Origin of the sequence: Aquirufa nivalisilvae, from assembly GCF_003143535.1 — a bacterium.
Taxonomy (GTDB): domain Bacteria; phylum Bacteroidota; class Bacteroidia; order Cytophagales; family Spirosomataceae; genus Aquirufa; species Aquirufa nivalisilvae.
The window spans coordinates 2,807,410-2,830,390 of record NZ_CP029346.1; the positions used below are offsets into that span (position 1 = coordinate 2,807,410).

18 protein-coding genes are annotated in these 22,981 nt (G+C 37.6%); 8 read left to right on the forward strand and 10 right to left on the reverse strand.

All coding sequences use genetic code 11. The features are described 5' to 3' along the window. The first annotated feature begins 68 nt into the window (after window positions 1-68). From HME7025_RS11950 to ribD, 4 genes are read left to right on the forward strand one after another with little or no spacing between them, the layout of a single operon-like run. Window positions 69-1,166 (forward strand): efflux RND transporter periplasmic adaptor subunit, encoded by a 1,098-nt coding sequence (locus HME7025_RS11950; RefSeq protein WP_109324340.1) that lies wholly within the window; start codon window positions 69-71, stop codon window positions 1,164-1,166. A 7-nt stretch (window positions 1,167-1,173) separates the two neighbouring features. After that, window positions 1,174-2,220 carry a glycosyltransferase family 9 protein gene (locus tag HME7025_RS11955; RefSeq protein ID WP_109324341.1) on the forward strand — a complete coding sequence of 349 codons (1,047 nt, stop codon included), beginning with the start codon at window positions 1,174-1,176 and terminating at the stop codon, window positions 2,218-2,220. A gap of 8 nt (window positions 2,221-2,228) precedes the next feature. After that, window positions 2,229-5,333: an efflux RND transporter permease subunit gene (locus HME7025_RS11960; RefSeq protein WP_109324342.1), complete on the forward strand. Its 3,105-nt coding sequence runs from the start codon at window positions 2,229-2,231 to the stop codon at window positions 5,331-5,333. Continuing rightward, window positions 5,326-6,354 (forward strand): bifunctional diaminohydroxyphosphoribosylaminopyrimidine deaminase/5-amino-6-(5-phosphoribosylamino)uracil reductase RibD, encoded by a 1,029-nt coding sequence (gene ribD / locus HME7025_RS11965; protein WP_109324343.1) that lies wholly within the window; start codon window positions 5,326-5,328, stop codon window positions 6,352-6,354. Before HME7025_RS11960 ends, ribD begins: the two co-directional genes overlap by 8 nt. On the opposite strand, the gene HME7025_RS11970 is transcribed toward ribD, so the two are convergent. Further along, on the reverse strand, window positions 6,346-7,668 hold the full coding sequence (locus HME7025_RS11970; protein WP_109324345.1) for an Nramp family divalent metal transporter: 1,323 nt from the start codon (window positions 7,666-7,668) through the stop codon (window positions 6,346-6,348). The two genes, ribD and HME7025_RS11970, sit on opposite strands and share 9 nt — an antisense overlap. A 129-nt stretch (window positions 7,669-7,797) precedes the next feature. Between HME7025_RS11970 and HME7025_RS11975 the strand changes: the two genes are divergently transcribed. Further along, window positions 7,798-8,460 (forward strand): metal-dependent transcriptional regulator, encoded by a 663-nt coding sequence (locus HME7025_RS11975; protein ID WP_109324346.1) that lies wholly within the window; start codon window positions 7,798-7,800, stop codon window positions 8,458-8,460. Between the two features lie 21 nt (window positions 8,461-8,481). Here the strand turns inward: HME7025_RS11975 and HME7025_RS11980 are convergent, their stop codons facing one another. From HME7025_RS11980 to HME7025_RS11995, 4 genes are all read right to left on the reverse strand, one after another. After that, window positions 8,482-11,421 carry a DEAD/DEAH box helicase gene (locus HME7025_RS11980; protein ID WP_109324347.1) on the reverse strand — a complete coding sequence of 980 codons (2,940 nt, stop codon included), beginning with the start codon at window positions 11,419-11,421 and terminating at the stop codon, window positions 8,482-8,484. 109 nt (window positions 11,422-11,530) lie between these two features. Further along, window positions 11,531-12,358: a 50S ribosomal protein L11 methyltransferase gene (gene prmA, locus HME7025_RS11985; RefSeq protein ID WP_109324358.1), complete on the reverse strand. Its 828-nt coding sequence runs from the start codon at window positions 12,356-12,358 to the stop codon at window positions 11,531-11,533. Between the two features lie 6 nt (window positions 12,359-12,364). Further along, on the reverse strand, window positions 12,365-13,312 hold the full coding sequence (locus HME7025_RS11990) for an MlaD family protein (protein WP_109324360.1): 948 nt from the start codon (window positions 13,310-13,312) through the stop codon (window positions 12,365-12,367). Window positions 13,313-13,320: 8 nt separating this feature from the next. Next, window positions 13,321-14,121: an N-acetylmuramoyl-L-alanine amidase family protein gene (locus HME7025_RS11995; RefSeq protein WP_109324361.1), complete on the reverse strand. Its 801-nt coding sequence runs from the start codon at window positions 14,119-14,121 to the stop codon at window positions 13,321-13,323. A gap of 162 nt (window positions 14,122-14,283) precedes the next feature. Between HME7025_RS11995 and HME7025_RS12000 the strand changes: the two genes are divergently transcribed. Next, entirely contained in the window at window positions 14,284-17,001 is a 2,718-nt protein-coding gene (locus HME7025_RS12000; protein WP_109324362.1) for a putative LPS assembly protein LptD, read from the forward strand. On the opposite strand, the gene msrA is transcribed toward HME7025_RS12000, so the two are convergent. Next, window positions 16,998-17,555 carry a peptide-methionine (S)-S-oxide reductase MsrA gene (msrA, locus tag HME7025_RS12005; RefSeq protein WP_226998224.1) on the reverse strand — a complete coding sequence of 186 codons (558 nt, stop codon included), beginning with the start codon at window positions 17,553-17,555 and terminating at the stop codon, window positions 16,998-17,000. The two genes, HME7025_RS12000 and msrA, sit on opposite strands and share 4 nt — an antisense overlap. A gap of 161 nt (window positions 17,556-17,716) precedes the next feature. Here msrA and HME7025_RS12010 point away from each other — a divergent pair, with 161 nt between their 5' ends. Then, complete coding sequence (locus HME7025_RS12010; protein ID WP_109324364.1) at window positions 17,717-18,355, forward strand: phosphatase PAP2-related protein; 639 nt, start codon at window positions 17,717-17,719, stop codon at window positions 18,353-18,355. Here the strand turns inward: HME7025_RS12010 and HME7025_RS12015 are convergent. From HME7025_RS12015 to HME7025_RS12030, 4 genes are all read right to left on the reverse strand, one after another. Continuing rightward, the gene (locus HME7025_RS12015; RefSeq protein WP_226998225.1) at window positions 18,352-19,980 is read right to left on the reverse strand and encodes a polysaccharide biosynthesis protein; all 1,629 of its coding nucleotides are present in this window, start codon (window positions 19,978-19,980) and stop codon (window positions 18,352-18,354) included. The genes HME7025_RS12010 and HME7025_RS12015 overlap by 4 nt on opposite strands. A gap of 403 nt (window positions 19,981-20,383) precedes the next feature. After that, window positions 20,384-21,085, reverse strand: a complete 702-nt coding sequence (locus tag HME7025_RS12020) for a WbqC family protein (protein ID WP_109324367.1) — start codon at window positions 21,083-21,085, stop codon at window positions 20,384-20,386. 1 nt (window position 21,086) lies between these two features. Continuing rightward, complete coding sequence (gene thiL, locus HME7025_RS12025) at window positions 21,087-22,112, reverse strand: thiamine-phosphate kinase (protein ID WP_109324371.1); 1,026 nt, start codon at window positions 22,110-22,112, stop codon at window positions 21,087-21,089. A 47-nt stretch (window positions 22,113-22,159) separates the two neighbouring features. Next, a complete protein-coding gene (locus HME7025_RS12030) occupies window positions 22,160-22,642 on the reverse strand; it encodes a hypothetical protein (protein ID WP_109324372.1) in 483 nt (160 codons plus the stop codon). 80 nt (window positions 22,643-22,722) lie between these two features. Here HME7025_RS12030 and HME7025_RS12035 point away from each other — a divergent pair, with 80 nt between their 5' ends. Beyond that, entirely contained in the window at window positions 22,723-22,980 is a 258-nt protein-coding gene (locus tag HME7025_RS12035; protein ID WP_226998226.1) for a cytochrome b5 domain-containing protein, read from the forward strand. The last annotated feature ends 1 nt before the right edge of the window (window position 22,981 follow it).

A 22,981-nucleotide genomic window follows, 5' to 3' on the forward strand; every position in this document is an offset into this window, starting at 1 on the left:
ATAAACTGGGGTAGATGCACCAATAAAATTACCTAACTTGAATAATTAACATCGTTTGAATTGACCTTATGAACAAGATTACAAAAACAATCGTCAGCCTATTAGTAATCGTTTTGATATTAGGCATCGCCTTTTACCCCAAGGTAAAAAAGACTTTTTTCGCCGAAAAGAAAGAAGAAGGTAAAGAGAAAAGCAAAGGTGGTCCTGGAGGGGGCAAAGGTGGTAAAACTACTGTCGTAGTGATGGTGGTGAAATCAACCCGACTAGATGACATGATCAATTCTACTGGTAGTATTTTGCCAAATGAAGAAGTTGAAATCCGATCTGAAATAGCTGGAAGAATTATCCAATTAAATATTAAAGAAGGAGATGTAGTCCAGAAAGGAACAATTCTATTACATATCAATGACGATGATTTACAGGCGAGATTAAGAAAGCTAGGCTACAACAAAAAATTAGCGGAAGATAATGAAGCTCGTCAAAAGGTATTACTTCAAAAAGAAGCCATTTCTCAAAGAGAATATGATATTGCTGTAAACTCTGTTAATACCATCTCTGCGGATATCGAAGATTTAAAAGCTCAAATTTTAAAAACAACCATTCGCGCTCCTTTTTCAGGAACCGTTGGTTTTCGTTACGTAAGTATGGGTAGTTATATTTCGCCTACTACGAAAATTGCTACATTGACAAATACCAATCCAGCTAAAATAGAATTTTCTATTCCGGCTAAATATGCTTCTCAAATTCGCAAAGGCAATACGATTGAGTTTGTGACGGAGAATGAGACAAAAACATATGCTGGTAAAGTATATGCCATTGATCCCAAAATTGACCCTTTAACTCGTACACTTCAGATTAGAGCTTTATCTCCAAACCCAGGTGGGGTATTAGTTCCAGGTGCATTCGCAAAAGTTAACTTGATTTTAAAAACGAAAGGATCTGCCATTTTGGTTCCTACAGAAGCTGTTATTCCTGAGTCCAAAGGAAGTAAAGTATTTGTTGTGAAGAATGGTAAGGCTGTTTCTACCAAAGTAGAATTAGGAACACGTGGTGAGAAAAACGTGGAGATTTTATCTGGATTATCCATCGGTGACACATTGATTACCAATGGTATCATTCAAGTTAAACCAGACGGAGAAGTAGATATTAAAGAAGTCGTTCAATAAGATAAAGATGCCCAGCATTTACCTAAGTACAGCTCTTTGGCAATTTAAATTCCGCAAATTAGGTTATTTATTTGCAGGTTTAATTGCCTATATAAAGCTCTGTACTTGGGTTATTTTCCAACGAATTTCACATCCATCTAGACCAGTGGTGGGTGTATTGTTAGCTCAACATCTTGGTGATATTGTCGCCTCAGAGCCTATCATTCCTGCATTATTAGAGAAATATCCACAAGCTAAAATTGTGTGGATCATTCAAGGTCATTTTAGACCACTTTTAGAAAATCATCCTGGTATTTACCGCTTAGTTACGGAAGAAAATATGCTTTTTAGTTTCTTCTTAACAAAGTGGAATCCATGTCATCAATTTTTCAACTTGCACTTAAATGAATTACGGAAAGATCCTTATTTCCATATTCCTTTAGTCAATGAAACGGCCACAAAACTGAATATCAATATTCACAATTACTATTCCCAGCATAATTTATTGGAGAATTTTTCTCAATTAGCTGGCTTAGGATTATTGACTGGGCAGCCAACACTTTTTTTACCTAACAAAAAGTTTAGCCTTCCTTTTGAAGGAAATTATTGGCTTATCCATCGGATCTCCAATGATCCTTGTCGCGAATGGACTGACGAAAATTGGATAAAACTACTACAAGCAGCTATTCAAGAATGGGATATCAATATAGTAGAAATAGGTACTAGCCAAGGATTAGATTTTCAACATCCGAATTTCTTATCATTGGTAGGCAAGACCAGTGTTGAGGATAGTTTATTCCTAATAAAATCCGCTCAGTTTTTTATTGGAATCGATTCAGGTCCAACACATTGTGCTAATGCTTTCCAAATTCCTGCTTTAATTATGCTAGGAGAATTTGCCGACTTTAAAAAGTATATGTCTTATTCCGGAGCATATCAATTAAGTAATATTGCCTGTCTGGTTTACCACGAAAATGGCCCAGCAAAAAAATTAAGCTTCGATGAAGTATGGACTAAGCTCCAGCAAAGCGTTGAGGTTAATCACATCTTACCAGAAATACCAAATCATAAATAATACAAATTATGGCCTCTCTATCAGAAACCAGCATTAAACGACCGGTATTATCCATTGTTATGTCCATCACGATTATCGTGTTTGGTATTATTGGATATACTTATTTGGGTGTTCGTGAATTCCCTTCCGTTGACCCTCCCGTCGTAACTGTACAGACTTCCTACACGGGAGCCAATGCAGACATCATTGAATCTCAAATTACGGAACCATTGGAAGAATCCATCAATGGTATTGCTGGTGTAAGAACCTTAGCTAGTTCCAGTAGAGATGGGCGCTCCAATATCACCGTTGAATTTGATTTAGCTGTGAATATTGAAGATGCAGCAAATGACGTTCGTGACCGTGTGTCTAGAGCCATGGCTTTATTGCCTAAAGATGTGGATCCTCCTGTTGTTGCAAAAGCCGATGCAGATGCCAGTCCAATCTATAATATCAATATCTTCTCTAAAACCAGAGGGCTATTGGAATTGAATGAATTAGCTACTAGAAATGTGAAGGAAAAATTCCAAACCATTCCTGGGGTTAGTTCAGTACAAATGTGGGGAGAGAAAAAATATGCCATGCGTATGCATATTGACCCAGAGCGCTTAGCTTCATTCCGATTAACTGCTCCTGATATCGTATCGGCTTTAAGCAAACAAAACATCGAATTGCCTTCAGGAAGTATTGAAGGTGCTAATACGGAGTTAACCGTACGTACACAAGGTAGAATGACCACTGTGGATGACTTCAACAACTTGATTATCAAAGAACAAGATGGCCGTTCCGTGAAATTTTCGGATGTAGGCTTTGCAGAATTGTCCCCTGAAAACGACAAGACTTTCTTTAAGCGTGATATGACACCCATGATTTCTATTGCGGTTATTCCTCAACCAGGATCTAATCAAATTGAAATTGTTGATGCTATCAACAGAAAATTACCTCAAATTCGTCAAACTTTGCCAGCAGACGTTGAATTAAAAGAAGGTTTTGACAATACGAAATACGTACGTAAATCATTAGTAGAAGTAGAAGAAACCATCTTGACAGCCATTTTATTGGTAACAATTATCATCTTCTTATTCTTACGCGACTGGAGATCCACGCTAATTCCATTAACCGCCATTCCAGTCAGCTTAATTGGTGTATTTTTCTTTATGTACCTGGTCGGCTTCTCGGTCAATGTATTAACATTATTAGGTATCGTATTGTCCATTGGTCTGGTAGTAGATGATGCCATTGTGGTTTTGGAAAATATCTATTCTAAAATTGAAGATGGAATGACACCGTGGAAAGCAGCCTTAGAAGGATCTAAAGAGATTTATTTTGCTGTAATCTCCACCACAATCACCTTAGCAGCGGTATTCCTTCCTGTAATTTTCTTACAAGGTATTACTGGACGCTTGTTCCGTGAATTTGGTATAGTGGTAGCTGGTTCAGTTATCATTTCAGCTTTTGTTTCCTTGACCTTAACACCAATGTTGAGTTCCAAATTATTGAAAGGCGGACACCATAAACCTTGGTTTTACCGAGTTACTGAGCCATTCTTTGTCTGGTTAACATCAGCATATCAAGGTTCATTGGAATCGTTCTTAAAAATTCGTTGGATGGCCTGGGTTGTCATGGTGTCTTTGATCGGTATCATCTATACCTTATTCAAATATGATGCTATACCTTCTGAATTAGCCCCATTGGAAGACCGCGGAGCCTTACGTATTAGTTCTACAGCACCCGAAGGAGCTACTTTTGATTATATGTTGAACTACACCGACAAAATGGCGAAATTCTTAATGGAGGCAATACCTGCCAAAGAACGCTATGCCATTTATGCCATCACTTCTCCTCCTTTTGGAAATGGAGCAGCTAACACGGGTAGTTTCCGTATATTATTAGGTGATCCAGAAAAGAGAAGGACTCAACAAGAAATTGCAGATGAACTTTCTCCTAAAATCAAGAAATTTACAGGAGCTCGCTCGAACTTAATTCAAGAGCCTACCTTATCGACTGGACAGCGTGGTGGTGGCGGTATGCCAATTGCCTTTGTGGTTCAAGCTCCCAATTTTGAGAGTTTGAAAAAAATCATGCCTCAGTTCTTAGCGAAAGTGCGTGATAATCCGAAATTCGAGGCATCCGACGTCAATTTGAAATTTACTAAACCCGAGCTACGTATCGAAATTGATCGTGCCAAGGCACAAAATTTAGGAATTGCAATTCAAGATATTGCACAAACGCTTCAACTTGGACTATCGGGTCGTCGATTTGGTTATTTCATCATGGATGGAAAACAATATCAAGTCATTGGTCAAATTGATCGACCAATGCGTAATGACGTTAGTGATTTAAAGTCTCTTTATGTTAAAAATAACCGGGGTGATTTAATTCAATTAGACAATTTGGTTAAAATTACGGAACAGAGTACTCCTCCGCAGCTTTTCCGCTATAACCGTTATGTGGCAGCTACAGTACAAGCCCAAATGGCAAAAGGTGTAACCTTAGGTGAAGCCTTGAATGAGATGGACAAAATTGCTAAAGAGACCCTAGATGTATCTTTCTCTACAGCTTATGATGGTCAAAGTAAGGAATTTAAAGAATCAAGTTCATCTTTATTATTTGCCTTTGCATTAGCCATTCTATTGATTTACTTAATCCTTTCTGCTCAGTTTGAAAGCTTTATAGATCCATTAATCATCTTGTTTACAGTACCACTTGCTGTAGCTGGAGCCTTATTAACTTTGTGGGATTTCAGTCAAACGTTAAATATCTTCTCCCAAATTGGTATCATTGTCCTCATCGGATTGGTAACGAAAAATGGTATTTTGATAGTGGAATTTGCTAATCAGCGAAAAGAAGCTGGCTCTAACAAAATGCTGGCCGTTCAAGAAGCAGCTACAGCACGTTTCCGTCCAATTTTAATGACATCGCTTTGTACTATTTTAGGTATTTTACCAATTGCGCTTGCATTAGGATCTGGTTCTCAAAGTCGTGTTTCTATGGGTATTGCCGTGGTTGGTGGTATGTTATTTTCTACTACATTAACCTTGTACATTATCCCAGCAATTTATAGCTACATGTCGAGTAACCTAAAACACCAAGGGGAAAAAGAAGAAAGCCCTTCTTTAGTAGGCCATGAATAAACAAGAGATTTGGATGCAACGTGCCCTGGATTTATCCCTATTAGGGTCAGGGCATGTTGTTCCTAATCCCTTAGTTGGTTGTGTTATTGTTAAAAATAACCAAATCATCGGTGAAGGATGGCATCAAGCCTATGGCCAAGCTCATGCCGAAGTCATGGCCATTCATTCATTAGCCAATCCAGAAGATAGCGTAGATTCAAGTGTTTATGTAAGTTTAGAACCTTGTTCTCATACGGGAAAAACCCCTCCATGTGCTGATTTACTAATAAAATCAAAAGTTAAAGAAGTCATCATTTGTAATTTAGATCCTAATCCACTAGTAGCTGGGCAAGGTATTGAGAAATTAAAAGCAGCAGGAATTCAAGTCATTCAGGGAGTATTAGAAAGTAAAGGTGCTAAAATCAACCGCCATTTTTTTACTTTTCACACGAAGAAACGACCCTATATCACCTTAAAATGGGCAGCATCTTTGGATGGGTTCATTGCTCAAGAAAATGGGGAGCCATATACTTTTTCCAATCCCCAAAGCCAGACTTTAGTACATCAAATGCGTACCCAACACCAAGGGATATTGGTCGGTGTCAATACCATCATTCAGGATAATCCTCAATTAAATGTTCGATTGTGGCCAGGAAATAATCCTATTCGGATGGTGCTTGACCCCCATAATCGTATTCCCAAAAATAGTCATGTACTACAAGATGGGCAGCCGACTTGGATATTCACGAAGCAAGTAGAAGCAGAGCAAGGTGCATGTCATTGGATAGCTCTAGGTGAACATTACCAAATTAAGGATATTTTAAAATTTGCTGATAAAAAAGGGATCATTTCAATCTTAGTTGAAGGAGGAACTAAAACCTTATCGGCTTTTCTTCAGAGTGGCCTAGTCGACGAAGTTTGGAAACAAGAGAAAGATATTACCTTGGGAAAAGGTATTCCTGAGCCAGAATATGGCTTGAAATGGAAACAGCATCAACAGGTAGGAGAAGATAATGTGTGGTATCAGGCAGAGTTAAGCTAGACCAAATATTTGCAATAATAAATAGGCATTCAAGCCTAAAATTACCGCACTAATTAACCAAGAAAGGGTAGTTAACCAAACTGGATTTACGAATTTCCCCATCTTAGCCTTATCACTGGTAAACCAAACTAAGGGAATGACAGCAAAACTTAATTGCATGGAAAGTATCACCTGAGAAAATACCAGTAATTCACCCACTTTACTATCTCCCCATATCCAGGTGATAAAAAAGGCAGGTAAAATCGCTAACATTCGAGTGATCAATCGGCGTAACCAAGGAGCCAATTTTAAATCAATAAAACCCTCCATCACTATTTGACCAGCTAATGTCCCCGTTAATGTGGCATTTTGACCTGATGCAAGTAAAGCAATAGCAAACAGAGCAGAGGCCCATTTACTACCTAAAACTGGATCCAGCAATTGATATGCATCACGAATATCAGCCACATGTGGCATTCCATTGATATGAAATGCTGACGCTGCCAAAATCAAAATCCCAGCATTGATGAAAAAGGCTAATCCTAAAGAAAGCGTAGAATCAATAGTTGCAAATTTAACGGCTTTGGTTTTATCCGCTTCGGTATGAGCATAAGCTCGCGTTTGAACAATACTTGAGTGTAAATACAGATTGTGAGGCATTACTGTGGCCCCCAATATACCAATAGCAACATACAATTGGCTAGAATCTTGAAAAATAGAAGCTTGAGGAACAAGGCCTTTCACCACACTACCAATATCAGGCTGAGAAAGCAAAAGTTCATATCCAAAACACAGTGAAATTACCGCCAATAGCGACATCACAATTGATTCCAGCACCCTGAAACCACGGTGCTGGAAGTATAAAATTAAGAACACATCCAATATAGTAATCAAAATACCATACAGAATTGGAATGTCAAAAAGTAAATTCAACGCGAGTGCCGATCCAATTACCTCAGCCAAATCACAAGCCACAATGGCTAATTCACAAAGTATCCAAAGAAAGATGGCTACCGGTTTTGAAAAAGCTTCTCCACAGGCCTGAGCTAAATCCCGACCAGTAGATACACCCAGTTTTAAAGCTAAATGCTGTAAAACAATAGCAAAAAGACTGGAAATAAAGATAACTGACAATAATGTATATCCGAATTGGGAACCTCCAGCTAAATCAGTAGCCCAGTTACCTGGATCCATATATCCCACGGCCACCATAAAACCAGGACCAATAAATGCGCGTAAATTTTTCCAGAAGCCAGGTCCTGAATGAATAGGAATACTTCCATATACCTCGCTTAAAGAACGAGTCTTACCTTCTGATCGCCAAGCATTTGACATGAAATAATGGTTTTATTGCAAACAAATATAGACAAGAATTACGATTAAACAAAAATATTTTTTAGCCAAGACTAAAAATTTATTTTCTGTCTCATTTTGCTTACTTTTATAAAGCTTAACTAAAGAAAAATGGCAACATCATTTGCGGAGGAAAATTATTTAAAGATTATTTATCGTTTATCGGAATCGACTTTAGAAGATATTTCCACCAATGCTGTCGCTGAATTAACCCAAACCAAAGCCGCCTCCGTAACCGATATGCTAAGAAAATTAGCAGAGAAAGGCTGGGTGAATTATCAAAAATATCAAGGTGTACGCCTGACAGATGAAGGTGAAAAAATTGCCTTATCGGTAGTTAGAAAACATCGTTTATGGGAAGTTTTTTTAGTAGATAAAATGGGTTTCAACTGGGATGAAGTCCACGAAATTGCGGAGCAGTTGGAGCACATAGAATCCGAAGCTCTTATCAATAAATTAGATGAGTTCTTAGATTTTCCTAAGACAGACCCACACGGTGACCCTATTCCGAACAAAGAGGGGATACTCCCTGAGCTGAGCTACATGCATCTGTCCGATTTAAAGGAAAATAAAGCTTGTGTATTAATGGGAGTAGCTAAAGATTCTGCTGTATTCCTACAACTACTCACTCGACTGCATTTAAGCTTGGGAGCCAAGCTCATGGTAAAAGAAATTAATCCCTTTGATCGATCTATTTCTGTGTCCATCAATGACTCAGAACCAGTATTCATTAGTCATGAAGTAGCCAAAAATATTTTGATTAAAATCGTTTAATGTAAGGCTAGCCAGATTTTTTTAACTCAATAAGTCCAAGACTTCGTCTTCGCTTAGATTTCTCAATATACTTTCATCAGAAGTAACCAAATCATTAGCTAAGTCCAATTTCCTTTGTTGAAGAGCTAGAATCTTTTCCTCCACCGTCTGCTTAGATATGAACTTATAAGTAAATACGGTCTTTACTTGTCCAATACGATGTGCCCGGTCGATCGCCTGCGCCTCCGCCGCTGGATTCCACCAAGGGTCTAATAAAAACACATAATCTGCCGCCGTCAAATTTAAACCTACTCCACCCGCTTTCAAGGAAATCAAAAATACCGACTGACCATCTGCTTTTTGGAAACTTTCCACCTGCCCTTTTCTATCAGAAGTGCTACCGTCCAAATAGGCATAGGCAATATTTCTTTCATCCAGTGCTTTTTTAATCAAAGCTAAATGCTGAACAAACTGACTAAAAATCAATACTTTATGATGCTGCTCTAAGACCGTCTCCAACTTTTCTAACACCGCTTCCATCTTACCCGATTCGCCTTCATAACCCTCTTCGCATAAAGATGGGTGGTTAGCTAATTGACGTAACTTAGTTAAACCTTGTAAAACAGAGAATCTAGATTTTTGCAAACCCTCATCTTTGATTTGCTTCAACAAAACATCGCGGTAAAAGGATTTTGTTTTATCATACAGCCTCTCTTGCTCTTCCGACATCACACAATAAGTCACGGATTCCATTTTAGCTGGTAAATCCGCAGCAACTTGACGTTTTTCTCTGCGTAATAAGTAAGGTTTTATTAAGAAATACAAACGCTTCTTTTTATCCGAATCTGCTTTCTTTTCAATAGGCACTTGAAACAAATCTTTGAAATAACGCTGTGAGCCAAGTAAGCCAGGATTAACAAAATTCATTTGCGACCACAAGTCCATCGTTGAATTTTCCAACGGTGTACCTGTCATGACCAAGCGGTATTTAGCCGAAAGTTTTTGTACGGCTTTAGTGATATTAGCCAAAGGATTTTTAATGGCTTGAGATTCATCCAAAATCACATAACTGAAAGCTTGTTTTTCGAACCAATCGATGTCAGAACGAACCATACCAAATGAGCAAAGAATCAAATCCACTTTACCTAATTGGGCTTGCAACTTTTCCCTTTGAGGGCCACTGTAAACTAAGACCCTTAATTGGGGTGTAAATTTCTTAGCCTCCATCTCCCAGTTATATAACAAGGATGTTGGCATCACCAATAAACTTGGTAAGGTCTCTCCTTGCTCTTTTAAGCTCTGTAACAAGCACAAGGTCTGAACAGTCTTTCCAAGACCCATATCGTCTGCTAGGCAAGCCCCTAGGCCTGCTGATTGGCGTGTCCGCATCCAGCGGTAGCCTTCCATTTGATATGGCCGCAAGGTTCCTTTAAATTGCTTGGGAACAGGGAAATCTTTGGTCTCTAAGGCCAAATCATGCATGGTCTTACTGCGCAGCGCTGTTTTGACCAAATCCTGATTTTCCCATTCTTGAACCAATTGAAAATGCTGACGCTTTAAATAAACCCCATCTTCACCTGGTCTGGTTTCTGAAAAATAAAATAGATCTTGGTAATCGTGAAACCAATTATCTGGAATAATAGCAATGGAACCATCAGGCAAATGAAACTCCTTCTTTTTCTGTAAGATTAATTGACGAATCTTCAAGAAAGGTATTTGGAATTCCCCAAATGAAATAATCGCCTGAATATCAAACCAATCCAACTTCTCACCAATTCGAATCTTAATTTCTGGCTTACCCAAGAAATACCTTGGAGCTTGACCATCACCTTTAAACTGAACACTAAAACCAGCTTGATCTAAAGCAGCCTTATTCAACGTTAACCATTGAACGGCCTCCCCTCTTGAAAGTACAGCTTTACCATCAACCTCAATCTGCAAACCCAAGGCTTTTAATTGTTGATAAGCTCTTTTTTCCTTGGACAAGGAACGCATGATTTTTTGGAATGCATAACTGTCTCCTTTTTTCTCAAACAAGACATTCGCTTCAGATCCTAATCCATCCCATGGGAAGCGATTATTCCCATATTGAAATGACAACACAAAATTCCATCGGTCAGCAGCTTCTAAGGCGGCTGATTTTTTACTAGGTACTTTCTCTTCTTCTACTTTATTAACGATAGGACCATAAGACAGTAAATACTGGCAATTCTTTTCCGTATTAAATATTTCAAAGCCTTTGGCATGCACTGGATACCTGGCTACCATCGCCTTCACAAACTTGCGGAAGTAATCTTCCTCCATGTTTTTAGGAATCACGACAAACTTCTTATTTAAAAAAGGTCGTAATTTTTTCCCTTCCAGTGCTGGCTTAAAGTGATATAATTTTTGATTCAATAACATCCATGCTGGCTCATCACACAGTACCATGGCGTCTTTATATTGAAATTCTAATTTATTTCCAGCATATTTTAAGGTAGGAAAATAGTGCGTATTCTCTTCATTTCGCATAAAATGGAACAATACTTCCACAGGTTCAGGTTGAATCTGAACATGCTGACGCATTGGGTTTCCATCATTTCCCATGATGAATAAAGTCTTATCTGGACAAATCAGCTCAAAAACCTGACCCCGCTTTTTTTCTACCACACTCAAAACCGCTTCCTGAATTTCCTTTTCACCCTTTTCTGCATCAAATGTTTTTAAATAAAACTCTTCCATTGTTTTACGCTTGGAAGTATTGAATTTTTCAAAAATGGCTGCAGGCTTCATCCCTTCAATTAACTTGACAGCTTGCTCGTCGCGCTCATCTAAGCCGTGGGCAAATTCATGAAAATTACGGGTAGTTAAAGTCTGATATTCCCAGGTTAATTGAGATTTTTCATTTAACTGTACCACAAAGACTTCGAACAAATAGCCGAGGCATTCATGGGATAACAAGGAATACATTACCTGAAAAGGCTTACTGGGTGAGATCTTCATGTACTAGTAAAGCACTCGAATGCACGAGTTCTTAGAGTAAAACCTTCAAAAATAAGGTTTTTAAACGAAATACCGAAAAAATATAGGCTAATATTAGAAAACTGCAAAATTAAAGCTTTCTCAAGTGCAAACAAGTCCAACGATTCTTCTCTTTTTCAGAAATAAAGGTAAGACCCGCATCGGAAGCTTCTTGCAACAGTAAGGGAACATCTTCTTGGTAAAAACCACTAAGCAATAAATGTCCACCTGGTTTAATCCGAAGTGCGTATTCAGCCATTTCATCTAACAATATATTGCGATTAATATTAGCTAATAACACATCATATTCATCCGAAGATTGATCGCGAATGGTTCCTAAATCAAAGCGAATGTCATTCAAATCATTCAATGCGGCATTTTCAATCGAATTTTCAACAGACCATTCATCTACGTCAAACCCATTGACAGGATTTCCTCCTAATTTTCTGGCCACAAAAGCCAAAATTCCAGTACCTGTACCTGCATCCAAAACAGATTTTCCATCTATATCCAATGTAAACAAAGCTTCTACCATTAAACTGGTTGTTTCATGATGACCTGTTCCAAATGACATTTTCGGATTTATCACTAATTCCATTTGATAACCTGGCTCAGATTCATGAAAGCTAGCACGGATAAACAATAAATTGGAAATACGAATTGGGTCATAATTACTTTCCCAAACATGATTCCAGTTCTGCTTTTCTATTCGCCCCATTTCTACTTCTATGGAACCGATGGATTGATAACGTGTAATAATTTCTTGAAATGCTTCCTCTTGAAATAAAGCTTCAGGACAATAGGCAAAAAAGCCTTCCTCTGTATCCTCAAATATATCAAAGCCTATTTCACCTAATTCGGCCAATAGTATATCCGTCAATTCAGCAGAGGCTGAAATACGCGCTTGAATTGTTGCCATATTTTATTAATTGCTAGGAGGAGTATCTTTCTTCCCAAATACTGAAATATTCACGTAACGCTTCGGTTTCAAGCGAAAATCGATCAATAATTTATCTAAATCCAACAAAGTCTTGTTTAAGCCGACGTATAAGCTATCATTCTTCAAGAATTTACCTGCAGTACCTTGACCTTTTTCCAAGCCAGAAACAATGCGCTGGATAGATGCCACGGCCAAATTAGCCTCATGCAATGTTCTTCCTACTTGTAAAGCTTGTAAAGAATCTGCCACCGTATTGAATTTGACTAGAATGGGTTTCAATTGCTTCTCAGTTTCAATCAAGCTTTGGGATAAAGTCTTCATATTCGCTGAAATTTGCGCAATATTATTCCTGTTTTCCTCTACCATCCCATTCACCGAACCATTGATGCCGTTCACAGTACTATTGGAACTTTTAATCAACTCATTTAAATAAGTGCCCGTATGCTCAAACTTTTTACTGATTTGTCGAAACGAAATCAAAAGTGAATCCGCATTTTCAATCACGGGAATGGCTCTTTCTTTCAAAAGGGAGGTAACACCTTTTTCTAAAGTCCCAGGTATAAAGGATTCTTCAGGCAAAGCTCCCTTTCCACCAAATTCCAACCGAATAATTTTACCTCCTAAGAGGGCTCCATCCATCAAAATAGCTTCCGTTTTATCTGGTATAATTAAATCTTTAGCTACGCGGAGTGTTACTAATATTTTATTCCCTTTTTCTGGCTGTAATGAGACTGATTTTACTTTCCCAACTTCAATACCATTGACCATGACCTGATTCGAGACCATTAAACCATCTACATTGTCATATTCAACATAATAGATTCTTGAAGAAGAAAATACATCATTCCCCTTCAAAAAATTAAAGCCAAAATAGAGGATTAGAAAGGCGATTAAGGCCAAAAACCCAACTTTTAATTCATTACTTTGAAACATCTCAGAATCTATTTTTCGATTTCTTCCTTATACTTTTTAAATGCACCAACAATAGCATCCGCTACTTCTGATTGTCCCTTTTCCGAATTCAAATAACCCTCTTCATCTGGGTTAGTTAAAAATCCACTTTCAATCAAAACACTAGGCATGGCCGTTCTCCAAATGACCAAAAAACCAGCCTGCTTCACGCCAAAGCTCTTTCTATTATACACTTTTGCAAATTGTTCTTCCACCTTTGAGGCAAATTTTACCGAAGATGCCATAAAGGCACTTTGATAATTCGCCATCATAATATGCGCCAAAGGTGAACTTGGATCAAATCCATTATAGGTTGTTTGATAATCTTTCTCTTGTAAAATAACGGAGTTTTCTCGCTTGGCTACGTTCAAATTACCATCCGTTTTATGAAGTCCCATGGTATATGTTTCTGTACCATATGCTGCTTTATTAGGTGCCGCATTGCAATGAACAGAAATAAATAAATCCGAACGACTTCTATTAGCGATATTGGCACGTTCGTTCAATTCGACAAAATCATCAGTATCTCGGGTATAAACGACCTTCAGATCTGGAAATTCACTTTTTAGGCGTTTTCCTACCTCTAAAATAATTTTCAAGGTTACTTTCCCCTCTTGTGCACCCTTGGATCCCAAGCAACCGGGGTCTTTTCCCCCATGCCCAGCATCAAGACATATCGTTTTAACCAAGTTACGCTTAGCAGCACGAGTAGGCTCAGGGAAACTTGGAATGGCCGCAATTAACAGGCATGTTAAAGCAAAACCAACAAAAGCTCTAAGAACTGTAAACATTATTTTAATGAATTAGACGTAGGTAAGTCGCAATGATGTAATTTTGTATGCTTATACAAAGACAAATATAATTTTTAAATTCCATCCTTCGTTCATTAACATGCGAATTTATCACCAATCCCTTGATGATATACACATGCTGAACGTTGAACTAACGCTGATTTGATAAAGAATTGCATCTATTCTCTTTTTGTTATTTTACTTTTAACCTGCATAGGCCTTCCAAATGTCCATGCTCAAAGAATAGTCCGCGCCGATACCATACAAAAAAGCATTCCAAAAGATACAGCTAGTAAAAGTCAGGATTTACAAACTACCGTATTCTATTCAGCGGTCGATTCCACGGTCTTAGATGCCGATCAACAAATTGTTAATTTATACGGAGGTGCCAAAGTAAAATACGGTAATATTAGTTTAGAAGCAGAATACATTCGTTTAGATTGGGCAAAAAACGAAGTTTATGCCAAGGGGACTTTTGATACTACCAGCAAAAAAATGGTGGGCCTTCCCGTATTTACCCAAGGAAGTGACAAATATGACTCCGATGAAATTCGCTATAATTTCAAATCAAAAAGAGCCATCATTAAGGGTATAGTCACCCAACAAGGTGAGGGTTTTGTTCAAGGAAAAAATGTCAAAAAAGATGAAGAAGAAAATCTATACATCCGAAATGCCATTTATACTACGTGTAATTTAAGTCATCCCCATTTCAATATTCGTGCTAGCAAAATTAAAGTTGTTGGTAAAAAAGAAATCATTTCTGGTCCATTTCACTTTGAACTGAATGATATTCCACTCCCCATAGGTTTACCCTTTGGATTTTTCCCTTATTCGCAGCCAAAAGAAGCTGGGAAATCGGGTATTCTAATACCAACCTATGGCGAAGAGCCTTCTGGTAGAGGGTTTTATCTCCGAGATGGTGGCTATTATTGGGCCGCAAGTGAAAATATAGGCATACGATTTACTGGACAGATTTACTCCAAAGGTGGCTGGGGTTTAGGTGCTAATTCTCAATACAACAAGCGTTATCGATATACTGGCTCATTTAATTTGGCTCTAAATCGCAATAATTCAGGTTCTGAATTCAGTCCATCCACTCGTACAGATTTTGCCTTACAGTGGTCTCATAGCCCAAGAAGCTTAGGTAATTCTAGTTTCTCTGCCTCAGTCAATATCGCTTCGAACTCCTACAATCAATTCAATACATTTAATACCCAGCAATACCTTTCTAATACCATCGGTTCGTCTGTTCAATATACCAAAGCCATTGGTCAAAATTTCAGAAGTGGAATCAGTCTACGTATCAATCAGAATACGACAACACGTATTTTTGATGCAGGGACAGATTTCAACGTAGGTTTAAATCAATTCCAACCATTTAAGAAAAAGAATGCGATTGCAGATCGCTTCATCGACCAGTTTAGAATTGGAATGGACTTTTCTGGTACAGTTAGTTTAACTAACCAAGTATCTGATTTGTACACTCGTTATGAATTTGATGTGTATCCTCGTGAATCTAATAGCCAGCGAGGAATTATTCAGAAACCATTTATTCCCAAAAATGCAGATGATTTGCCTCCGGGGGTGATTCCTTTAAATGGCAGTACGCTTCCTATGTTATTGGAAAAAGCCCAAACCAAATTCAATTATAGTATTCCATTATCCTTACCCAACATTAAAATTAACCCTTACATTAACCTAACTCCAGGAATTTCTTGGTCAGGTAATATGTATACCCGTTCCTACAAATACACCTACATGCCATCAGATTCTACCGTAAGAATCGATACCGTAGGAGGTTTGCCTAAATTCAGCTCACAGATTTCCTTTTCTGCCAGCATGAACACACGTGTTTATGGAACCATGCGCTTTACGAAAGGTCGACTTCAAGCTATACGCCACACGATGGCACCAAGCATTAGTTTGAGTTATACTCCTGATTATTCTGATCCTACTTACGGTTACTACCAGGATGTTCGTATAAATAATAGAAAATTCATCAACAATAATGGCGAAGAACAAGTAGGAGATATCCGAAGAATTAGCTCCTTTGATCCTCGTCAACTTAGTTATGGAGGAGCATCTGGAAGTATCAGCTTTGGAATTCAAAATACCTTGGAAGCAAAACTGAAAACTAAATCCGATACAGCAACCAAAGAGTCCGAAAAGATCAATATCCTAGATAACTTTGGAATAAATGGAAGCTATAATTTATTAGCCAAGGAATACAATTTGTCCAATTTGTCATTTAATGCCAATTCTAGGATCAAACAATTTGATATTAATATTGGAGGAAATTTAGATCCTTATTTATATGTCCCTGATCAATCTTTTGCCGTTGTAGGTAGAAGAACTCCCGATTTAATGGTCGCCAAAGGTGAAGGCTTTGCTCGTTTACAATCCTTTAATTTATCCATTGGGAAGCGATTTGCTCCTGCCAAAGGCCAAGGAGAAAAAGTAAGTAAAAATGCTACGGAGGCTCAATTAAAGCAGATTAACAGAAATAGAGATGATTATGTAGACTGGAATATCCCATGGTCATTTTCATTCAGTTATCAATTCAGCATGAACCGAGCTGGTTTAGCTCCTTCCCAAAATATTAGTGGATTAACCTTTCAAGGAGATTTGAGCTTAAGTGAGAAATGGAAGTTTTCTTTTAGTTCGGGTTACGATTTTAAATACAGCGGTCTTACCTATACCAATATTTCGGTACATCGTGACTTACATTGCTGGGAACTTAATTTCAATTGGACGCCTATTGCTAGCCCATTCTACGGTAGAGCCAGCAACTACTCCTTTGATTTACGCGTTAAATCAAGTTTGCTTCAAGAGCTAAAAATCTCTAGAAGAAGAAGCTTTTACGATAAAGGAGGTTTCTAATTTATTTTATCCTTAAATGCTTTAAGGAATTTATCCATTTTAGGCTTAATGACTATTTTACAATAAGGCTCTTCTCCATTTAGATTAAAATAATCTTGGTGATAATCCTCAGCTGGGTAAAAAGTACTTTCTGCAGTAATTTCAGTTACTATAGGATTAGGAAACACTTTCTTGGCGTTCAAATTTTGTTTCCATTGGTCTGCTGCTGCTTTCTGTTCCTGAGTATGATAAAAAATAGCTGAACGATACTGAGTTCCTACATCGGCACCTTGACGATTCAAAGTAGTAGGATCATGCGTTTGCCAAAATATTTCCAATAAAGTCTCGAAAGACACAACTTTGGGATCATAGGTCAACTGACATACTTCGGCATGTCCTGTTAAGCCTGTGCAAACATCTCGGTAACTCGGGTTTTTCATTTTCCCTCCCATATATCCAGATACCACCTTATGTACACCTTTAACCCTTTGATATACTGCTTCCACACACCAAAAACAACCCGCACCAAAGGTAATCGTTTCTAGTTGTGCATTGCTTACTTCCGTCTTAGCCATTTTTGTATTTATTTTATCTTTTGTAGCGTTTCCACATGAAAAATGAGAAAAGCTTATTACTATTCCGAGAATTACCCAGGCATTTTTCATCAATTTCTCCATTATTTTAATTTTTAACGTAGTTTTGCGGACTTAAATTATAGATAGAACCAAAGATAAGCATGAAAAGTTATATTCAATCTGTTCGAGTAAACTGGTCAATGGCTTGGGATGAAAATGCTTTTCGATGGAAATTCATTGGAGCTCTACTAGTTTTCATGATTTTTCCATGGAAAGCGGATGACTATTTTCAGTGGATTCAACTACGTGAGGGGATGTTAATTCAAGATGTGATTTTAGCTAACATTCCTGCATTCAACGTCTCTTACCCTATTTTTGGCATTATATATTGCAGTGTTGTTTATCTGCTATTACAATTGTTTCGTACACCCAAAACCTTTTTATGGTTTGCTTGGGCCTTCAATCTAGAAACCGTCATTCGGCTCACCTGCATTTACCTAATACCTCTAAATCCTCCCATCAATTTAGTTGATTTGCATGATCCGCTGGCAGAAATATTTATTTATGGGGAGAACTTGGCTATTACCAAAGATTTGTTCTTTTCAGGCCATACTGCCACCATGATTTTTGTATGCTTTTTTCTTCCGAATCAGCGTGATAAAAAATGGGCTTATGGATTAACGTTGCTATTGATGGTATTGTTGCTAGTTCAGCACGTACATTATACCATGGATGTCTTGGCTGCTCCTATAGTTACGATTGGATCAATATATCTGGTAAAAAGGTGGTTAAAGATTTAACCTTTGGAACGGATTGCGGCTTTATCCAATTGCTCAAAAATAGAGTTATTTGATTTGTATTCAGGAATAATATCCTTGATTTTAGCAACAAGCTGATTACTTGTTCCATGCTCCAAAATATGTTCCAATTTATGGGATTGGATTTCCATGTAGGAATAACTTGGTGTATTCACTTTGGCAATTAAAATCTTAGGATGATGCGTTGGTAATGTATTCTCATTATTATTCAACAGCTCTTCATATAGTTTCTCCCCTGGACGTAAACCGGTATACTTAATTTCAATATCACGGTCGACCCGTAATCCACTCAAGGTTATCATCTTCTTGGCAAGGTCAATGATTTTCACAGACTCTCCCATATCAAAAACAAACACTTCACCTCCATTACCCATAGTAGCAGCCTCTAAAACGAGCTCACAAGCTTCTGGAATTGTCATGAAATACCGTGTAATATCCGGGTGAGTAACCGTCACTGGGCCACCTCTTTCGATTTGTTTTTTGAACAATGGTATCACCGAACCACTTGAGCCTAATACATTCCCAAAACGTGTTGCTATAAACTTAGTAGAAACCCCTTCTAAATGATTCATTGATTGGGTATACATTTCAGCTAAACGCTTGGTGGCTCCCATCACATTCGTTGGATTCACCGCTTTATCTGTGGAAACCATTACAAAACGTTCCACATGATTTTCAGCAGCAAGTTCTGATAAAATCTTGGTTCCCAACACATTGATCCTGACAGCTTCATAGGGATTACTTTCCATCAATGGCACATGCTTATATGCAGCTGCATGAAAAATAAAGTTAGGCTTATGCGCTGAAATAATTCGCGACATACGTTTTTGATCCGTTACATCAGCCACATATACCGACAATTTCGTGTTGATAGGAATACTCGAGGACAATTCAAATTCTAGGTCAAACAATCCAGATTCTGCTTGATCAACTAATATGATAGATGCTGGCAAATAAGCAACGAGCTGTCGAACTATTTCACTTCCAATAGATCCGGCAGCCCCCGTCACCAAAATGGTTTTACTGAACAACTGTTCCCCCACCTGCTTGTTATTCATTTGAATAACATCTCGGCCAAGTAAGTCTTCGATTTTAACATTATGAATCTGATTCACTGCAAATTCTCCACCTACCCATTTCTCTACGGGCGGCAAGATTTTCACAACTACTCCTCGATCCAAAAAGACATCGCTAATTCTTTTTTTAACCTTAAGTGAAATTTTATTTATGGCCATAATGACCTCTAGTCCATCAGTCTTATCCACAAACTTGTCCATAGCTTCAGGTAAACTATAAACTCGAATTCCTTCGATGGTCTTGCCTATTTTTGATTCATTATCATCAATAAAGCCCAAAATGGAATAATTGATGCTGCGATCATTTTGAATCACATTCTTTGTCAGCATCCCTGTATACCCTGCTCCGTAAATTAAAATTCCCACAGAAGGTTTAAACTCACGAATAAAGGACTCATAAAATGATTTTACCCAAAACCTTAATGACACCATTAAGAATAAACAGATAAAAAAATCGATCAACAAGATGGATAATGGGACGTAAAAAAGAGTATCTAAACCGAAATAATACCTAACAACTACTGATAGCATAGTCGCCAAAAATGTTCCCGTAAACACCGCTTTCAAAATTATACCGGCATCCTCTATACTGGTATGACGTATTATCCCTGTGTAAGATTGAAAGTATAAAAACGAAAGTACCCGAAAGATAAAAAGGAATAAGAAATGGTACTTAAAAGCATTAAAATCAATATCGATCAAACGGAAATTCATGCGAAGCAAAGTCGCAACCGAGAAGGAAAAAATGACAATTCCTAAATCAAAAGCAAACACTAACCACCTTGATAAGAAGGTATTAGAATATTTGCTAAGGAACAAAGATTGTGACATAGAACCCAATTACTTTCGACATTCTCTTTAGAAAAGAATTCAAGTAAAGTTACTAATTCTACAAACAAATTATAAGTAAATTTATCTAACGGAATTTAACTTATTAAATCAAAGAATAAGTAGATAGCATATTTTTTATATCCTCTTTCGAATTCCACATAAGTACGTCTATCATGGATAATCCTTGGACAAAGTCATTTTGACCTCCTTGAAAATACGCTGGTAAGGATTGATTTAAAAAGTTTAATTGAAAACCTTGTTCGGCAAAATATTCTTTTTGATATAATTCTTGGCCATTCTTAGCATTTATATACTGATTACTTCCCAAATGCCCCGTAATCGCCATAAGTCTTTCAGCACGCTCTAAATCTTTAGAAACGCCCAATTGAGAACTAAAATGAAATCTTTTCTCTAATCCTACATATTGCCATGTCTTTATGACACTTGTAGCAGCTAAATCAGCAATACTAGTAGGCTTATCTTGTAATACGGATTCAATCAAGTCCATCACTGGTATAAACTGCGGAGCTTTTTTATACGCCGACTGCAATTGCTGCAACCATTTATTGGGAAACTCAGGGCCCCATGCAATTGTGGACTCTCTGATACTCTTATTTTGACTTTGTTTTTCTAATGGAATAGTAAATAAAAAGGCTTTTTGCTGCATTAAAATTTGATTCCGATTTATCCAACCCTTCTTAATGAACATGACATCATCATAAAAGACAAAATCATCCACCGCTTGAACTAATTGAAAATAGCCCAAATACGGAAAAAAATAAGGCTGCATGATAGCTACTGACATATTATTGAGGTCCAAATCCAGGGGCTGTCAAAGCAACTACCTGCTCCGATTTCATGACCAAAACTCGTTCATTGGGCAAATCAGTCATATATCCAATGGCCGTTACATCTGTAATTTTACTTACTTTATCAAAATCTGATTGGGAAATAGTAAATACTAATTCATAATCTTCGCCGCCGTTCAAGGCAGCAGTTAATGGACTTAAGCTAAATTCAGTAGCAACTAAATACGTTTCATCATCAATTGGAATATTTTTTTCAAATATTCGAGCTCCAGTTCCTGAAGCATTACATAAATGGATTATTTCTGAAGCTAAACCATCTGAACAATCTATCATAGAACTAGGTATCACGCCTAACTCCTTTAAATCATGAATGATATCAAAACGAGCCATCGGTTTGAGTTGTCGCATGACAACGTAGTTCTTTTCATTCAGTTCTGGCTGCATATCTGGGTTTGCCAAATACACTTGCTTTTCTCTTTCCAGCGATTGTAAACCCATCAAGGCTCCACCTAAATCTCCTGTAACACAAATAACATCATTGGGTTTTGCCCCGCTTCGCTTTACTAATTGATCTTCTGCCACCAAGCCTAGAGCATTTACTGAAATAATCAAACCTTGCGGAGAAGAGGTTGTATCTCCACCGACAAGATCTATTTTATATTCTTCACATGCCAGCTTGATACCTTCATATAATTCTTCCACTGCCTCAACAGAAAACCGATTACTTAATCCTAAACCCACAGAAAGTTGGGCAGGAATGGCATTCATAGCCGCAATATCAGAAAGGGCAATGCTGACAACTTTAAAGCCTAAATGTTTTAAAGGTGTATATGACAAATCAAAATGGACTCCTTCAATTAATAATTCAGTTGTCGAAACGACTTTAAAGCCATTTGCTTCTAGACCTGCGGCATCGTCACCAATGCCCAAAATTGTCCAAGGTTGATGCGACACAAATCCTTCTGACAATCGTTGAATAAGACCAAACTCTCCTAAAGATCCGATTTCTGTTCTTTTCTCCATACAATAGAAAAGCCGCCCGATGAGGCGGCCTCATGATTAATTTGTGATTAAGGATTGACTAAACTCAACCTAATCTTTTTATTACTTGCTTTTACATATGCCGTGGTAGACTCTATCACCAAGCTACTGGCCGTAGGTACTCCTGAAATAGTAAATGCTAACGTTCCTCCAGTACCTGTAGGTTCTGTACCATCACTTGTTTTTAGGCTAGATAATGTCAGTGTTTTATTATCTGATGACAAACTATAGGTCCCTGTAAATTTATTTCCATCATATTCTGTCAAGGAGACAGAAGATGAACTCGTTAAATCCAATTTAAATTGTGCGTAACCAGCTACTAAATTAGAAGTTGCCGCTTTATCATATTGTACATTCCCATCCCATTGAATATTAGAAGCAGACCAAACTTTCTTGATAAGATCGGAAACTAAAGGTGTAGGAGTTGGTGTTGGTGCAGGATCACTCTTACTACATGATGTTACTAAGGCCAAACATAAGACGGAAATAAATACGCGTAAAGTATTTTTCATAAATCCTGTAATATTAAATATCAAGTAAAATTAAAAATCTTTGCTTATAAAACGGCTTTTCATGCTTTTTATTTAGTTTCGTGCTAATTATAATCACATTGGACTCCATACTTCCAAATTACACAAAAGCTCAATTGGCTTTAAGGAACGGTCAAGATCGTCCTGAGATATGGGTGGCATATCAAGGAAAAATCTATGATATGAGCCATTCACGACTTTGGAAAAATGGCAAACATTATGAGCATTGGGCTGGTCAAGATTTAAGTGATGAATTAAAAGATGCCCCACATACAGCACAAGTATTTGAAAAATATCAAGCCATTGGCATATTAATCTAAT

Bases quoted from the DNA above. Each gene is read 5' to 3' on its own strand.
- HME7025_RS11975 (WP_109324346.1), top strand. From the start codon at position 7,798: ATGGCAACATCATTTGCGGAGGAAAATTATTTAAAGATTATTTATCGT.
- HME7025_RS11960 (WP_109324342.1), top strand. From the start codon at position 2,229: ATGGCCTCTCTATCAGAAACCAGCATTAAACGACCGGTATTATCCATT.
- HME7025_RS12015 (WP_226998225.1), bottom strand. From the start codon at position 19,980: ATGCTATCAGTAGTTGTTAGGTATTATTTCGGTTTAGATACTCTTTTT.
- prmA (WP_109324358.1), bottom strand. From the start codon at position 12,358: ATGGCAACAATTCAAGCGCGTATTTCAGCCTCTGCTGAATTGACGGAT.
- HME7025_RS11995 (WP_109324361.1), bottom strand. From the start codon at position 14,121: ATGTTTACAGTTCTTAGAGCTTTTGTTGGTTTTGCTTTAACATGCCTG.
- HME7025_RS12020 (WP_109324367.1), bottom strand. From the start codon at position 21,085: ATGTCAGTAGCTATCATGCAGCCTTATTTTTTTCCGTATTTGGGCTAT.
- HME7025_RS11970 (WP_109324345.1), bottom strand. From the start codon at position 7,668: ATGTCAAATGCTTGGCGATCAGAAGGTAAGACTCGTTCTTTAAGCGAG.
- ribD (WP_109324343.1), top strand. From the start codon at position 5,326: ATGAATAAACAAGAGATTTGGATGCAACGTGCCCTGGATTTATCCCTA.
- HME7025_RS12030 (WP_109324372.1), bottom strand. From the start codon at position 22,642: ATGAAAAATACTTTACGCGTATTTATTTCCGTCTTATGTTTGGCCTTA.
- thiL (WP_109324371.1), bottom strand. From the start codon at position 22,112: ATGGAGAAAAGAACAGAAATCGGATCTTTAGGAGAGTTTGGTCTTATT.
- HME7025_RS11990 (WP_109324360.1), bottom strand. From the start codon at position 13,312: ATGTTTCAAAGTAATGAATTAAAAGTTGGGTTTTTGGCCTTAATCGCC.
- HME7025_RS12010 (WP_109324364.1), top strand. From the start codon at position 17,717: ATGAAAAGTTATATTCAATCTGTTCGAGTAAACTGGTCAATGGCTTGG.
- msrA (WP_226998224.1), bottom strand. From the start codon at position 17,555: ATGGCTAAGACGGAAGTAAGCAATGCACAACTAGAAACGATTACCTTT.
- HME7025_RS11980 (WP_109324347.1), bottom strand. From the start codon at position 11,421: ATGAAGATCTCACCCAGTAAGCCTTTTCAGGTAATGTATTCCTTGTTA.
- HME7025_RS11950 (WP_109324340.1), top strand. From the start codon at position 69: ATGAACAAGATTACAAAAACAATCGTCAGCCTATTAGTAATCGTTTTG.
- HME7025_RS11955 (WP_109324341.1), top strand. From the start codon at position 1,174: ATGCCCAGCATTTACCTAAGTACAGCTCTTTGGCAATTTAAATTCCGC.